We start from the raw sequence: 14056 nt of genomic DNA, 5'->3' as shown, positions 1-14056 counted from the left end.
TGATTATTCCTCTAGGGGCAGGCGAACTTGAACTTGAGTAAGTTTATCAGCTTCACACTCGACGCTCACGCCATACTGTTGGCCAAACTGTGCTTGAATGCGTTTATGGACGATATTCATACCAAGGCCTTCGGTTGTTTCACTAGGCTGATACAAGCCGGCGTTGTCGGTCACCATTAACAGCAAGTCATCACCATCAATTTGTGCACTGACATTAATCACACCAGCTTCAATTAGATGTGAGGTACCATGTTTTACAGCATTTTCAATCAAAGGCTGTAGGGTAAAAGCAGGCATTCTATAGTTGGCTAGCTCATCGCTAATGTCGATGTTAACGGTAAGCTTATCGATAAATCGTGCTTTTTCGATAGTCAGGTAAGCATCAATATGCTCAAGCTCGTCTTTTAAGGTTACCAGTTCACTTGAGCGTTTCAGGTTGATACGCAAAAACTGTGAAAGCTGTTGCAGTAGCATCTTTGCCATTTTTGGCTCGCGCTTAATAATGGCGCTGATGGTATTGAGTGCATTAAATAAAAAGTGTGGATTAACTTGTGCTTGAAGTAGCTTTAATTCTGCTTGCACCAGTAGGTTTTGTTGCTGTTCAAAGCGGCCGTATAGGATTTGGTTGGAGAGTAACCTTGCGATCCCCTCACCAAGAGTACGATTGATATTCAAGAATAATTTATTTTTTGGCTCATATAGTTTAATGGTGCCAATAACCTCGTTGTTGCTTCTAAGGGGAATAACAAGGCTTGAACCCAGCGGGCACTTGTTCGATAACGAGCAGGCATAAGGAATATCCACACCATCTGCAAACATCACTTTATTCTGGCTGATAGCGTCTAGGGTTATTTGTGAAGATATAGGCGTACCTGGCAAATGGTGATCATCCCCAATACCAATAAATGCCAGTAATTTTTCATTGTCAGTAATGGCAACCGCGCCAACCTGAGTTTCTTCAATAACAATTTTAGCTACTTGACTACTGCTTTGTTGATCAAACCCTTTGGATAATAGGCCGACACTGCGCTCGGCAATCTTTAGCGCTTTGGCGGAGAAGCTCGATGATAGTTTGTCGAACATGGTTTTCTGGTCGCGGATCATGCTCATAAACATAGCCGCGCCCAAGGCATTGACTAATAACATCGGCGGGGCGATTTCTTTAACGAGTGCGAGAGATTGATCAAATGGCTTGGCAACTAGCAAGATAATCAGCATTTGCATTACCTCGGCGCAAAAGGTCACGAGAAATACCTGCATTGGATGGTAAATAAGCTCACTCTTGTCATTACGCTTTAAATACAGGTGCACTAAACCAGCTGTAAGCCCTTCGAGCGTGGTTGAAATAGCACAAGCAACATCGGTAAAACCGCCGAGGCTATACCTGTGTAAACCACCCGTAAGGCCGACAAAAAAACCTGTTACAGGACCACCAAGTAAGCCGCCGAGCACTGCGCCCATTGCCCGAGTATTGGCAATGGCCCCCGTGGTTTGCTCACCAAAGTAGGTTGCCATAATACAAAAGCCAGAAAATATCAGATAGATATACACCTTGTGGGGCAAGCGTTTTGATGTTTCTGTAAACAGCTTGAATAGCGGGGTTTTACTCAACAGGTAAACGATAACCAAATAAAGGCACATTTGCTGAGTCAGTAACAGAATAAGTGACATGGTGTAGCTCTTGTTTGCTTTTTAGGTGTTCGCGTTTTTAAGGTTTAATATTTCTAGGTTTTCACGTGCTAGTGTAAAGTCGCGTCATACAATGCAGATAGAGCTGCTTTGTTTTATCGTTTAGCTACTTACGTTTTTTGTTTAACAATTTAGTCTGTGCTGAACTCGACTTACTGCAAAAATCGTCGATTAAAATCCGTAAGATCTTTGACTTAGCAATATTACTATTTTGATTTATTTCATCTAGCTGTGAAATACTTTTTTCGGTAAGTGTGAAGGTGGCACGGCGATAAACTTTTGCGCTGTTTTTATCTAAGCCTTTAATAAACTCGGCAGTGGTTTGCTGCTGTGGTTGTTCGCCATCGATGAGTGACTTTTTACCAAAAGCATAGTTATTGGCGTCTTCAATAAAGTCGTCAACAGACACCGCCTTGCGGCGGTTCTTCGGAAGCTTACGTTTGAGATCAGTTAAACTCATAGCTATTTTCTGGTGGTATAGCGAAAAGTTCATCGGTGATGGCGCGGATTTCATCGGCAGCTTTGCCTTCTGGCTCTATTTCAAGTACTGATGAACCAGACTCTTCACTGTCATCGTAGATGTTACGACTAAAAGTGACAGAATTTAGTGCGCGCAATCCGTAAGACTCTACCACTTCTTTAGCCTCAAGGATCCGCTTATATTGTGATGGTAGCGCGGGGCACTGGGTCATTACAATGGTGGCGACCATTTTAGGATTGACCATCTTACAGGTGCTTAGCATGTCTTCCATGTGTGGCAGGGTTTTTAAATCGCGACGTTTTGGTCTCAGCGGAATAACCACATAAGTGGCTACCGACATAGCAGCACGCATAGCTAAGTTATCCTGACCACCACAGTCGACAATAACATAGTCAAAACGCTCATCAAGACTCAGTAAATCATTGCGAATTTTTCCGTAGAGCTGAATACAGTTGATAGCAGGGAGTTCAGGGTCGTTGTTACGCGCTTGGATCCAGTCTGAAGTAGTACGCTGAGGGTCACAGTCCACCATCAATACATTGGCATTGAATTTTTGAGTAATATTGACCGCTAGGTTTTGCGCTAAGCAGCTTTTGCCACTACCGCCTTTTTCGCCGCCAACTAGCAATATCATATTCGTCTCCCTTTGCGCCGCGAGGCAATGTTGAACTTAGGCTACTGCATGCAAGTGATTGATGACTTATTTCGCCGAATAAAATTGCGTGCCAATAGTAAAGATTATAGGACACATCTGACATTTTACTTTGCCGATAAGCGGTTCAGTCTTGCTTTACACCAATTGCATCGCAATATGAAAGCCGTTTTCGTCGGCTGCAGAGCAGCGGCAAACTTGACCTTTAATGGTATTTTGTTGTGGTGTGCCTTGATTAAAGGTGAGGGCAACGAGCGCGCCGACTTTAAAGGCTTGTTTGTATTCAAATAGCACACCTTTTCGGGCGAGGTCGAGACAGGTTGCATCATCTTCTATAGCTTGGCCTTGATCATCAATCCAGTGCAGGCGTACTGGCTCGGCTTCCATATCTACGCGAAGTGACGCGCGCTTTTCTTTAAAACCAGTTGGCTCGTTCGCCATAACCATCACTCCTTTGTCGTGGTTGGTACTTAGAATTTATCAGGCTAGTGTATTAGTTTTAGCATAAACAAGATGTTAAGCAATAGCCAAGCGCCTCTAGTCGTTGTTAATTTACTGCTACAGGCGCTAAATGTGGGTTATCAAAACTCAGGTTGGTTAGTCTTCCATGTCTTTGTTCTTTGGGTAAGGCAGTTTTAATTGCCCCCAACGGATCACAATTACCGTGCATGCTAACACAATGGTGGAGATAGAGATGGCAAGTACGCGCCAGTCGTCCATGCCTTTCATGTCGAGAATGAGGTATCGCGCTAACGCAACTATGGCAATATATAGTGGCATTCGAATAGGTAGTTTACCTGATTCAAGATAGTTAACTACCATAGCGAGTACTTCGAGGTAGATAAAGAGTAAAAGCAGGTCGGCGAGCTGCACTGTTTTAATATTAAACATGTGCAAAATTTCTTCACCAATTGCGTAAACGGTCGCAATAGAAATGATGAACAAGACTACGTGTTCAATCATCTTCAGGCTTTTTACACCAATTTTACGCAGTGCGGTATCAGGCATGACAAGTATCCATAAAAATCAACATAATGGCTCAAGTATATGCCCGACAATGTAAATCGTTGCAGTGATCTAGTTCAAAGAAACAAAAAAGGCCAACTATCTGTGATAATTGGCCTTAATTTTCAGCTTTATGAGGATAAAGCTGATGTCATGAGCGCAAAATAACTTAGCGTTGTAGTGCTTCGTTAAGTAGTGGACGCATGGTTTTGATTAGCTTAGCAGTGACTTTTGGGCTACCAGCAACAATGTTACCTGATGCAAGGTAGTTGTGAGCACCTGTGAAGTCTGTAACTGTGCCGCCAGCTTCGCGACAGATAAGGTCACCTGCAGCGATGTCCCATGGTTTTAGGCCGATTTCAAAGTAACCGTCCATACGACCCGCAGCAACGTATGCTAGATCTAACGCAGCAGAGCCTGCACGGCGAATGTCAGCACATTGTGGGAATACCGCACCTAGAATATTCATGTAAGTTTCGGTGTGCTGGCGAGCCTTGAATGGGAAACCCGTTGCGATGATAGTGCCATCTAGATCGTTAACTTGAGTAACGCGTAGACGGAAATCGTTCACTTTTGCGCCTTTACCGCGCACGGCTGAGAATAGCTCGTCACGAACCGGGTCGTAAACGACTGCAACTTCAACTTTGCCTTTGTATTGAACCGCGATAGAAACCGCGAAATGAGGGATACCACGAACGAAGTTAGTGGTACCATCCAGTGGGTCTACAATCCATACGTAATCTTTATTCTCACCACGGTTTTCGCCGTCTTCTTCACCCACAATAGTATGGTCAGGGTAAGACTTTCGAATTTGATAAACGATGGCTGATTCAGCTTCCTTGTCAACGCTCGTAACGTAGTCGTTCATTCCTTTCGCACTAACCTCGACACGGTCAAGTTCGTTAAAAGCGCGCATGATAGTTTGGCCCGCCGCGCGTGCTGCGCGTGTGGCAATAGTGAGCATTGGATGCATTGCAATCCCCTGGATGTTAAAGAACGTATATAAAATAGCCGGCGTATTATACTCAATTTGTTGGTTATATCAAATGCAGATTTTCATATAACCATGTAATCTCCCTTGTGTTAGTATGCGCAGATTGAATTTTCCTTAAAATAGATCAAGTTACATGCTAAGTAATATCCGCGTCGTCCTCGTCGGCACGTCACACCCTGGTAATATTGGCTCTACTGCCAGAGCTATGAAGACCATGGGCCTTACCAATTTATATTTAGCTGAGCCTCGCGTTGAACCTGATGGTCATTCTATTGCACTTGCAGCGGGCGCGGCAGATATTCTTGAAAACTTAACCAGAGTTGATTCATTAGAAGAAGCGATTGCCGATTGTAGCCTAGTCATTGCCACAAGTGCTCGCAGCCGTACTCTTGATTGGCCAATGCTAGAGCCTCGTGAAGCGGGTGAGAAACTTGCGCAGCGCAGTGAAACTGGCCCTGTTGCCATTGTCTTTGGTCGTGAAAATCATGGTTTAAGTAACGAAGAGCTGCAAAAGTGTCATTACCACCTAACCATTCCGGCCAATCCTGAATATAGCTCGCTTAACTTAGCGCAAGCTGTGCAGTTGATTTGTTATGAAACTCGGGTTGCTCAGTTAGCGCTTGATGAGTCAGGAAAACAAGTTACCGAGGAAGAATACCCGCTATCTGAAGATTTAGAGCGATTTTTCACTCACCTTGAAACAACTTTGAGTAAAACCGGGTTTATTATTAAGAACCATCCCGGTCAGGTGATGGTTAAGCTGCGCCGCTTGTTTACTAAAGCAAGAATTGAGGCTGCAGAAATGAACATTTTGCGCGGTATTTTAACCTCAATCGATAAAAAGATTGTTGAGCCTTCGCAAGAAGAGTCAGACAAATAGCGTCCGTCCATTAGGGAGAGTTATATGGGCATTATCTCCACCATAAAAGAAGATATCGCATCCATCTATCATCGCGACCCAGCCGCGAACAGTAATATTGAGATCCTACTCAATTATCCAGGCATGCAGGCAATTTGGTTGCACCGTATTAGCAACAAGCTATGGCTTAAAAACTGGAACCTAACGGCGCGATGTTTGTCGACTTTTTCTCGTTGGTTAACGGGCGTTGAAATTCACCCCGGTGCGACTATTGGTCGTCGTTTTTTCATTGACCATGGTATGGGAGTGGTGATTGGTGAAACCGCCGAGATTGGCGATGATTGTACCTTGTACCACAGTGTTACCTTAGGCGGTACTACTTGGCAGTCCGGCAAACGCCATCCAACCCTTGAAAATAATGTAGTTATTGGTGCCGGCGCCAAAGTGCTAGGCCCGATCACCATGCATGAAGGAGCCCGAGTTGGTTCCAACTCTGTGGTAGTAAAAGATGTGCCTGCAGGTAAAACGGTAGTTGGTATTCCAGGGCGAATCGTTGCAGCCGCTAGCGAGCAGTCTAAAGAAACGTCTGAGCGACGCAGCCAGATGGCGAAGAAATACGGCTTTGACGCGTATGCGGTATCACCGGACAACCCAGACCCTGTCGCAAATGCCATTGGGCAAATGCTTGATCATATGCACCTAATGGACTCAAAAGTGCAAGAAGTGTGTCAGGCGGTGCAATCTATGGGTGGTGAAGTATGCACTGAAAAACTACCTGAGCTTAACGTTGATGAATTTAACGAAGCTGAGCGCGCCGCGGCTGAAAAGCGCAAGCAGGAAATTGATGAGTTTGACCCGCATATTTAAACCGTGACAAATAGCCTCGTTTAAGTTGCCTGCTTTAGCTGTTGATGGTTTAGTTATCGGTACTTAGGTTGTCGGTAAGTTGGGCTACGTTAAATGGGGCTACGTCTTTAGTGATTCAAGAGGCAATTGAGCTTTTATCCCGAAAACTGTTAGCTATTACTCATTAATTGTTATTTGCCCTGAATAAATGTTTCTTAGCCATTGAATAATTGACTTCAAAAAGGTTAAATACCCCAGCAAATGAGTAGGGTGTTTTGCATTTTGTGAAGTACCGCAATACTTGAGTAAATTACTGGGATAAATACTTGACTAAATTACTCGGGTATGATGCAATTGCACCATACTTTTTGGGAGCAGTAGAAAGTTATGAAACTTACATCAAAAGGTCGCTACGCAGTGACCGCCATGCTAGATGTTGCCATTCATTCATCGCTAGGGCCTGTTCCCTTGGCCGATATTTCTGAAAGACAGGGTATTTCGCTGTCTTATCTTGAACAACTCTTCGCCAAATTACGTAAACAAGGTCTTGTTGCAAGTGTCCGTGGCCCAGGTGGTGGTTATCGCTTAGGTCTAAAAGCAGATGACATCTCGGTTGGCATGGTTGTGCATGCCGTTGATGAGTCCGTTGATGCAACTCGCTGTCAAGGTCAAGGTAACTGCCAAAGTGGCAGTCGTTGTTTAACTCATTCGTTATGGGGTGATTTAAGCAAGCAAATCTCTGACTTTTTAGGCGGAATTACCCTTGCCGGGTTAATGGAAAAACGAGATGTGCAGTATATCTCGGTAAAGCAAGATGAATTGCAGCAGGAACAAAGAGCCGTTTCGTAAGGCTTTGAGTTGATTTGAAAATAATTATTATTTGTACGTTGTATGGTGGCTAAAGGCTGCCCTTGTACGGAGTGTGAGTATGAAGCTTCCTATCTATTTAGATTACGCCGCAACAACCCCGGTTGACCCGCGTGTTGCAGATAAAATGGTTAAACACATGACTATGGACGGTGTTTTTGGCAACCCAGCCTCTCGTTCACACCGTTATGGCTGGCAAGCAGAAGAAGCCGTTGATATTGCGCGTAACCAAATTGCTGACCTTATCAATGCGGATCACCGCGAAATCGTGTTCACTTCAGGTGCAACTGAGTCTAGCAACCTTGCAATTAAAGGTATTGCGCACTTTTACCACAAGAAAGGTAAGCACATTATCACTAGCAAAACCGAGCATAAGGCGACCCTAGATACTTGTCGTCAATTAGAGCGCGAAGGTTTTGAAGTTACCTACCTTGAGCCAGAAGCAAACGGCATCATTCCTCTATCTCGCATTGAAGAAGCAATGCGTGAAGATACAATCCTTGTGAGCATCATGCATGTGAACAACGAAATTGGCGTTGTACATGATGTGACTGAAATCGGCGAGCTATGCCGCTCGAAGAAAATTTTCTTCCACATGGATGCAGCACAAAGCGCAGGTAAGCTGCCAATCGACGTACAAGAAATGAAAGTTGACCTTATCTCTATCTCAGGTCACAAAATGTACGGCCCTAAAGGTATTGGTGCACTATATGTTCGCCGTAAACCTCGTATTCGCCTTGAGTCGCAAATGCACGGTGGTGGCCATGAGCGCGGTATGCGTAGTGGTACACTTGCTACCCATCAAATCGTTGGTTTTGGTGAGGCTGCAGCGGTTGCTAAGCAAGATATGGAAAGCGATAACGCGCGCATTCGTCAGCTACGCGACAAACTATGGAATGGCATCAAGCACATCGAAGAAACTTACATCAATGGCGATATGGAGCAGCGTTACAGCGGTATCTTTAACGTGAGCTTTAACTTCGTTGAAGGTGAGTCTTTGATGATGGCACTTAAAGATTTAGCAGTATCGTCAGGCTCTGCCTGTACTTCTGCAAGCTTAGAGCCGAGTTACGTACTACGTGCTTTAGGTCTAAACGATGAAATGGCCCATAGCTCAATTCGTTTTTCTATCGGTCGCTTCACAACAGATGAAGAGATTGACCACGCGATTAAAACAATTACCGAGTCTATCGATAAACTACGCGCAATGTCTCCTTTATGGGAAATGTTCAAAGACGGTATCGACTTAGAAAAGGTGCAGTGGACTCACCACTAATAACAAGCGTCTAACTGACGATATTGCATTGTTAAACGAACAGATTTTGGAGTAATACCATGGCTTATAGTGAAAAAGTAATCGACCATTATGAAAATCCACGTAACGTGGGTTCATTCGAAAAAGACGACCCATCAGTAGTGACTGGTATGGTTGGCGCGCCAGCTTGTGGTGACGTAATGAAACTGCAGCTTAAGATTGATGACGAAGGCATCATCGAAGACGCTAAGTTCAAAACTTATGGTTGCGGCAGTGCGATTGCATCAAGCTCGCTAGTTACTGAGTGGGTTAAAGGTAAAACTGTTGAAGAAGCTGCAGCAATTAAAAACGCTGACATCGCTGAAGAGCTAGCGCTTCCACCGGTTAAAATCCACTGCTCAATTTTGGCTGAAGATGCAATCAAAGCCGCGATTGACGAGTACAAGACTAAACAAGACAAGTAATATCTGGAGTTAAACATGGCTATTACAATGACCCCAGCAGCGGTAGATCGAGTAAAATCGTTTCTAGCCAATCGTGGTAAGGGGCTTGGATTGCGCCTAGGGTTAAGAACATCCGGATGTTCTGGCATGGCTTACGTGCTTGAGTTTGTCGATGACCTTAACGACGATGATGAAGTTTACGCTATCGATGGCGTGAACATTATCATCGACGCTAAGAGTTTCATCTATTTACAAGGCATTGAACTCGACTTTGTAAAAGAAGGCCTAAACGAAGGTTTTCAATTTAACAACCCCAATGCCAAAGGTGAGTGCGGCTGTGGCGAAAGTTTCACGGTATAATCGACTCTCTTTGACAATCCAATAGCGCTGTGCGGTCCAATACATGAACTATTTTGAGCTTTTTCATTTTACGCCAGCCTTTGATATAGATACCACAGCGCTTGCAGAACGCTATCGCGAACTGCAGCGCGCGGTACATCCCGACAAATTCGCCCATGAATCTGAGCAACAAAAATTGCTATCTGTGCAACGTACCGCGCAGATTAATGACGGGTATCAAACGCTAAAAACACCTCTTCGCCGCGCTGAGCACATGCTTAGTTTGCGCGGTATCGATTTAAGTCACGAAACCACCACTGTTAAAGACACCAGTTTCTTAATGCAGCAGATGGAGTGGCGTGAAGCGCTAGAAGACATCAACCACAGTGATGATCCTCAAGATCTAATTGACGATTTATACGATTCATTCGCTCAGTTTGAAAAGTCGCTATTTAGTCAGTTATCCTCACTGCTTGAAAACAATAATGAGCAAGACAATTTATCTGCCGCGGATCAAATTCGTAAGCTCAAGTTTATGGCAAAGTTACAAGACGAGCTGTCGCGCATTGAAGACCAACTGCACGACTAGTTTTTGCCACGCATTTACATAACAAATTTACAAGTTGGAACAATATGGCACTGTTGCAAATTGCAGAACCTGGCCAAAGCGCCGCGCCACATCAACACCGCTTAGCTGTGGGTATCGATTTAGGAACCACCAACTCGCTGGTTGCCTCTGTACGCAGCGGCGAAGCCACAACGCTGGCTGATGAACAACAACGGCATTCACTACCTTCAGTGGTTCACTATGGTAAAGATGAGATTGTGGTTGGCCATCAAGCACAGGCATTATCAGCATCAGATCCGGTTAACACGATTGTTTCGGTTAAGCGTTTTATGGGACGTAGCCTTGCTGATGTGCAAGCAAATGACGTGCAGCACGCTTACCAGTTATCTGCCAGTGAGCACGGTTTACCTGTGTTTGAAACCTCTCAAGGCAAGGTTAACCCAATTCAGGTGTCTGCTGAGATCTTACGTCCATTAATTGAACGCGCTGAAAACACCTTAGGTGGTGAGCTTCAAGGCGCGGTGATTACTGTTCCGGCTTATTTCGATGATGCCCAGCGTCAAGGCACCAAAGATGCTGCTGAGTTACTCGGCGTTAAAGTATTAAGACTATTAAATGAGCCAACTGCAGCGGCGATTGCTTATGGTTTAGATACCCAGCAAGAAGGGGTTATCGCCATTTACGATTTAGGTGGCGGCACCTTTGATATCTCAATTTTGCGCCTTAATCGCGGCGTATTCGAAGTGCTAGCGACCGGCGGCGACTCTGCATTAGGCGGTGATGATTTTGACCATTTATTGCAAGCTCATCTGCAACAAGCATTTGCTTTAACTGAAGTTGATGTTCATTTAAACCGTCAGTTGTTAATTGAAGCGCGCCGCGTAAAAGAGCAGTTAACTGACATTGACGCTGTTGAAGCAACTATTGAAGTCGCAGGTACTACCCACACTTGCCAAGTTAGCAAAGCTGACTTTGACCAATTGATTGAAAAGCTAGTGAAAAAGACCATCAGTAGTTGTCGCCGCACGTTACGTGACGCTGGCGTGAGCACTGATGAAGTGCTTGAAACCGTGATGGTTGGCGGCTCAACTCGCGTGCCACTAGTACGTGAAAAGGTTGCAGATTTCTTTGGTAAAGCGCCATTAACCTCTATCGACCCTGATCGCGTAGTTGCCATTGGTGCGGCGATTCAAGCCGATATCCTTGCGGGTAACAAGCCTGACTCTGATTTACTACTGCTTGACGTACTGCCGTTATCGCTCGGTGTTGAAACCATGGGCGGTTTGGTTGAGAAGGTTGTCACGCGTAACACCACCATTCCTGTCGCACGCGCACAAGAGTTTACCACTTTTAAAGATGGTCAAACGGCAATGGCATTTCATGTGGTGCAGGGCGAGCGTGAGCTGGTTGATGACTGTCGCTCACTGGCGCGTTTTACTTTAAAAGGAATTCCACCATTAGCTGCAGGCGCTGCGCATATTCGAGTTACTTACCAGGTTGATGCTGATGGTTTGCTTAGCGTTACCGCAATGGAGAAATCAACCGGCGTACAAACGTCAATTCAAGTGAAGCCATCGTTTGGGCTTTCAGATGTTGAAATTGCCACCATGCTAAAAGACTCAATGAAGCATGCGAAAGAAGACATTACCCGCCGTATGCTAACCGAGCAAAAGGTCGAAGCTGCGCGAGTGATTGAATCGCTAACAGCGGCGCTCGCGAAAGACGGTGATTTATTGTCAAGTGAAGAGCGTGAGCAACTTGATAATGGCATTATTGAGCTTAATAATGTTGCCCAGGGCGACGACGTTGACGCCATTGAGAAAGCAATTTCAGCTTTAGATGCACAAACTCAGGACTTTGCATCTAAGCGTATGGATAATTCAATTAAGGCTGCGCTAACTGGCCAGTCAGTTGACAATATATAGGTGAAGCAATGCCACAGTTAGTATTTTTACCCCATGAAGAGTTGTGTCCAGATGGCGCAGTTGTCGAAGCTGAAGTGGGTGAAACCATTCTTGATGTCGCCTTAAAAAACGGTATTCATATTGAACATGCTTGTGAGAAGTCATGTGCTTGTACAACGTGTCACTGTATTGTGCGTGAAGGCTTTGACGACTTAGAAGAAAGCGACGAGCTAGAAGACGATATGCTAGACAAAGCCTGGGGACTTGAGCCTGAGAGCCGTTTAGCCTGCCAAGCTAAAGTTGTTGAAACAGACTTGGTTGTAGAGATCCCGAAATACACGCTCAACATGGTCAGTGAAGGCGACCATTAATCTCACCTATCGCTATCATGTTTAAATGGGTAAACCAAAAAGCAGCGCATTAGCGCTGCTTTTTTAGTTGGCTGTTAACTACTTATAAACTGATGCTCTGGGAAAAATAGCAGTTAATGATTGAGTCTTAGCTCTTGTCGGTGCTCACGTAAATGCTTTTCACCGCATACTGCACAGCGCTGCTCAGTAGGATCGGCTGCTAGGCGCTCAGGCTCGATTTCCATCTCACAATCGGCGCACAAGCCATATAAGCCAAGTTCTAGTTGGCAGTAGGCTGCATCAAGCTGCACTAGCTTATGGAATAGCTCGTCGTCCAGTAAATGAGTATGGCTGATTTGCTCTATTAACTCAGGCAAAGTGGCTTGTTCATTAACGCTTAGGCGCTGCTCAGCCATCAGAGGAGTGTTTAGCGCCAAGCTAAGTTGAGAGCGTAGCGCAACCTCTCGGTTGATCAGAATTTGTTTGGTAGCTTGGCTAGACACGTTATTCGCCTTATTTCAGATAATGAAGACGATTTTAAGCGGTCAAATGTTATTCGCTATGATGAAGATCAATCGACAGCTAATTAATGGAATAATTAAGCAAAATTCATACGTTTATTGGACGAATGAGCATAGCGTAAGTGTTTTTGCCGATTTAGTGGCGTGAAGCTAACTCTTGGTTCGCTTTCTCTAGCTCAGTGACAATCGCATCTTTGGTTTTATGCACCCTAAGTTGTCTAAACAGTTCTTCTGCTTGCGGGTATTGGCGGTTGAGATACCTAAACCACTGCTTGATACGTGCTGGATAATAAGTTGCTTTCTTACCGTTTAATTCACGCTGGGTGTATTGCAGCAAGAGTTGCAGTGTTTGTTGCCAGCTAAATGGCTCCACGCCATTTTTTATGGTGTCAGCAAGGTTTGGCAGTGAAATTGCGCCGCGGCCAACCATAATATCACTGCACTGAGTTACTTCCATACAGCGTTTGGCATCGTCAACGTTCCATATTTCACCATTTGCTATGACTGGAATAGGAATAGCTTTGCGGATTTCAGTAATGTATTCCCAATAGGCTGGAGGCTTATAGCCATCAACTTTACTGCGAGCATGTACTGCAAGCTCAGTTGCACCGGCTTCATAAATTGCCAGTGCATTTTCCATAAACTTAGACTTATCTTCAAAACCTAAACGGATCTTAGCGGTGACCGGCTGCTCGCTTGGTACTGCGTCGCGCATGGCTTTGACAATATCGTATATGGTCTCTGGGTACTGCAAAAGCACAGCGCCGCCATTACTCTTGTTCACCATTTTAGCTGGGCAACCAAAGTTAGCATCGACGCCATGAGAGCCAAGCTCCACCGCTTTATAAGCATTTTCTGCCATCCAGTCGGCGTGTTGACCCAATAGCTGAACTCTAACTGGCGTGCCAGAGGGTGTTAGGCCGTTATTGTGTAGCTCAGGGCAAAGCTTGTAATACACTTTTTCTGGCAATACTTGATTTACCACGCGCACAAATTCGGTGACCACCAGATCATAAGGGTTAATTGCTGATAAAAGATCTCGCATGTGGTCGTCAACCACACCTTCCATCGGGGCCAGAATAATACGCACAATGAATCCAAGTCAGTAAAAGGGCGCTTATTTTAGCGCGTAAAATTAGCCACGCCAGTAGTTTTGTCCTGGTAATTAGGCTGCTACTCGGTAGCTTATTGTTATTTATCGTTATATTGAATTGCTACGGTTAAAAAATCCGCTATTATCAAAGGTGAAGACTCTATTCGCTAGCAGGGATTTGCAGTGGTTG

17 protein-coding genes are annotated in these 14056 nt (G+C 44.8%); 9 read left to right on the top strand and 8 right to left on the bottom strand.

From position 1 onward, the window contains the following. Positions 1-3: 3 nt before the first annotated feature. The 6 genes from G3R49_RS17865 to suhB all read right to left on the bottom strand — a co-directional run bounded on the left by G3R49_RS17865 (position 4) and on the right by suhB (position 4800). Positions 4-1671 (bottom strand): sensor histidine kinase, encoded by a 1668-nt coding sequence (locus G3R49_RS17865; RefSeq protein WP_167870569.1) that lies wholly within the window; start codon positions 1669-1671, stop codon positions 4-6. Between the two features lie 124 nt (positions 1672-1795). Beyond that, positions 1796-2149: a replication protein RepA gene (locus tag G3R49_RS17860; protein WP_167870568.1), complete on the bottom strand. Its 354-nt coding sequence runs from the start codon at positions 2147-2149 to the stop codon at positions 1796-1798. After that, positions 2136-2804 (bottom strand): AAA family ATPase, encoded by a 669-nt coding sequence (locus G3R49_RS17855; RefSeq protein ID WP_130602461.1) that lies wholly within the window; start codon positions 2802-2804, stop codon positions 2136-2138. Before G3R49_RS17855 ends, G3R49_RS17860 begins: the two co-directional genes overlap by 14 nt. Positions 2805-2960: 156 nt before the next feature. Then, the gene (locus G3R49_RS17850) at positions 2961-3263 is read right to left on the bottom strand and encodes a PilZ domain-containing protein (RefSeq protein WP_167870567.1); all 303 of its coding nucleotides are present in this window, start codon (positions 3261-3263) and stop codon (positions 2961-2963) included. Between the two features lie 156 nt (positions 3264-3419). Further along, positions 3420-3830, bottom strand: coding sequence for a phosphate-starvation-inducible protein PsiE (locus G3R49_RS17845; protein ID WP_167870566.1), 411 nt, complete (start codon positions 3828-3830; stop codon positions 3420-3422). A 166-nt stretch (positions 3831-3996) separates the two neighbouring features. Further along, positions 3997-4800, bottom strand: coding sequence for an inositol-1-monophosphatase (suhB, locus tag G3R49_RS17840; protein WP_130602465.1), 804 nt, complete (start codon positions 4798-4800; stop codon positions 3997-3999). 154 nt (positions 4801-4954) lie between these two features. Here suhB and trmJ point away from each other — a divergent pair, with 154 nt between their 5' ends. The 9 genes from trmJ to fdx all read left to right on the top strand — a co-directional run bounded on the left by trmJ (position 4955) and on the right by fdx (position 12273). After that, positions 4955-5701, top strand: a complete 747-nt coding sequence (gene trmJ / locus G3R49_RS17835; RefSeq protein ID WP_130602467.1) for a tRNA (cytosine(32)/uridine(32)-2'-O)-methyltransferase TrmJ — start codon at positions 4955-4957, stop codon at positions 5699-5701. 24 nt (positions 5702-5725) lie between these two features. Then, entirely contained in the window at positions 5726-6547 is an 822-nt protein-coding gene (cysE, locus tag G3R49_RS17830) for a serine O-acetyltransferase (protein WP_130602469.1), read from the top strand. Between the two features lie 366 nt (positions 6548-6913). Then, positions 6914-7375 carry a Fe-S cluster assembly transcriptional regulator IscR gene (gene iscR, locus G3R49_RS17825; RefSeq protein ID WP_130602471.1) on the top strand — a complete coding sequence of 154 codons (462 nt, stop codon included), beginning with the start codon at positions 6914-6916 and terminating at the stop codon, positions 7373-7375. 79 nt (positions 7376-7454) lie between these two features. Then, positions 7455-8669 carry an IscS subfamily cysteine desulfurase gene (locus tag G3R49_RS17820; protein WP_130602473.1) on the top strand — a complete coding sequence of 405 codons (1215 nt, stop codon included), beginning with the start codon at positions 7455-7457 and terminating at the stop codon, positions 8667-8669. 59 nt (positions 8670-8728) lie between these two features. After that, positions 8729-9112 (top strand): Fe-S cluster assembly scaffold IscU, encoded by a 384-nt coding sequence (gene iscU, locus G3R49_RS17815; protein WP_130602475.1) that lies wholly within the window; start codon positions 8729-8731, stop codon positions 9110-9112. A 15-nt stretch (positions 9113-9127) separates the two neighbouring features. Further along, positions 9128-9451, top strand: coding sequence for an iron-sulfur cluster assembly protein IscA (iscA, locus tag G3R49_RS17810; RefSeq protein WP_130602477.1), 324 nt, complete (start codon positions 9128-9130; stop codon positions 9449-9451). 43 nt (positions 9452-9494) lie between these two features. After that, entirely contained in the window at positions 9495-10019 is a 525-nt protein-coding gene (hscB, locus tag G3R49_RS17805) for a co-chaperone HscB (RefSeq protein WP_130602479.1), read from the top strand. Positions 10020-10063: 44 nt separating this feature from the next. Next, positions 10064-11923 carry a Fe-S protein assembly chaperone HscA gene (hscA, locus tag G3R49_RS17800; protein WP_130602481.1) on the top strand — a complete coding sequence of 620 codons (1860 nt, stop codon included), beginning with the start codon at positions 10064-10066 and terminating at the stop codon, positions 11921-11923. 8 nt (positions 11924-11931) lie between these two features. Beyond that, positions 11932-12273, top strand: coding sequence for an ISC system 2Fe-2S type ferredoxin (gene fdx / locus G3R49_RS17795; RefSeq protein WP_130602483.1), 342 nt, complete (start codon positions 11932-11934; stop codon positions 12271-12273). Positions 12274-12386: 113 nt separating this feature from the next. Here fdx and G3R49_RS17790 read toward each other — a convergent pair whose 3' ends face one another. Further along, on the bottom strand, positions 12387-12689 hold the full coding sequence (locus G3R49_RS17790) for a TraR/DksA C4-type zinc finger protein (RefSeq protein ID WP_245335406.1): 303 nt from the start codon (positions 12687-12689) through the stop codon (positions 12387-12389). 220 nt (positions 12690-12909) lie between these two features. Next, a complete protein-coding gene (locus G3R49_RS17785; protein WP_167870565.1) occupies positions 12910-13863 on the bottom strand; it encodes a tRNA-dihydrouridine synthase in 954 nt (317 codons plus the stop codon). Between the last annotated feature and the right edge of the window lie 193 nt (positions 13864-14056).

Origin of the sequence: Shewanella sp. WXL01, from assembly GCF_012263345.1 — a bacterium.
Classification (GTDB): Bacteria; Pseudomonadota; Gammaproteobacteria; order Enterobacterales; family Shewanellaceae; genus Shewanella; species Shewanella maritima.
Note: the sequence above shows the minus strand (reverse complement) of the source record. Positions and strands in the feature narration are given on the sequence as shown.

Bases quoted from the DNA above. Each gene is read 5' to 3' on its own strand.
- G3R49_RS17865 (WP_167870569.1), bottom strand. From the start codon at position 1,671: ATGTCACTTATTCTGTTACTGACTCAGCAAATGTGCCTTTATTTGGTT.
- G3R49_RS17860 (WP_167870568.1), bottom strand. From the start codon at position 2,149: ATGAGTTTAACTGATCTCAAACGTAAGCTTCCGAAGAACCGCCGCAAG.
- G3R49_RS17855 (WP_130602461.1), bottom strand. From the start codon at position 2,804: ATGATATTGCTAGTTGGCGGCGAAAAAGGCGGTAGTGGCAAAAGCTGC.
- G3R49_RS17850 (WP_167870567.1), bottom strand. From the start codon at position 3,263: ATGGCGAACGAGCCAACTGGTTTTAAAGAAAAGCGCGCGTCACTTCGC.
- G3R49_RS17845 (WP_167870566.1), bottom strand. From the start codon at position 3,830: ATGCCTGATACCGCACTGCGTAAAATTGGTGTAAAAAGCCTGAAGATG.
- suhB (WP_130602465.1), bottom strand. From the start codon at position 4,800: ATGCATCCAATGCTCACTATTGCCACACGCGCAGCACGCGCGGCGGGC.
- trmJ (WP_130602467.1), top strand. From the start codon at position 4,955: ATGCTAAGTAATATCCGCGTCGTCCTCGTCGGCACGTCACACCCTGGT.
- cysE (WP_130602469.1), top strand. From the start codon at position 5,726: ATGGGCATTATCTCCACCATAAAAGAAGATATCGCATCCATCTATCAT.
- iscR (WP_130602471.1), top strand. From the start codon at position 6,914: ATGAAACTTACATCAAAAGGTCGCTACGCAGTGACCGCCATGCTAGAT.
- G3R49_RS17820 (WP_130602473.1), top strand. From the start codon at position 7,455: ATGAAGCTTCCTATCTATTTAGATTACGCCGCAACAACCCCGGTTGAC.
- iscU (WP_130602475.1), top strand. From the start codon at position 8,729: ATGGCTTATAGTGAAAAAGTAATCGACCATTATGAAAATCCACGTAAC.
- iscA (WP_130602477.1), top strand. From the start codon at position 9,128: ATGGCTATTACAATGACCCCAGCAGCGGTAGATCGAGTAAAATCGTTT.
- hscB (WP_130602479.1), top strand. From the start codon at position 9,495: ATGAACTATTTTGAGCTTTTTCATTTTACGCCAGCCTTTGATATAGAT.
- hscA (WP_130602481.1), top strand. From the start codon at position 10,064: ATGGCACTGTTGCAAATTGCAGAACCTGGCCAAAGCGCCGCGCCACAT.
- fdx (WP_130602483.1), top strand. From the start codon at position 11,932: ATGCCACAGTTAGTATTTTTACCCCATGAAGAGTTGTGTCCAGATGGC.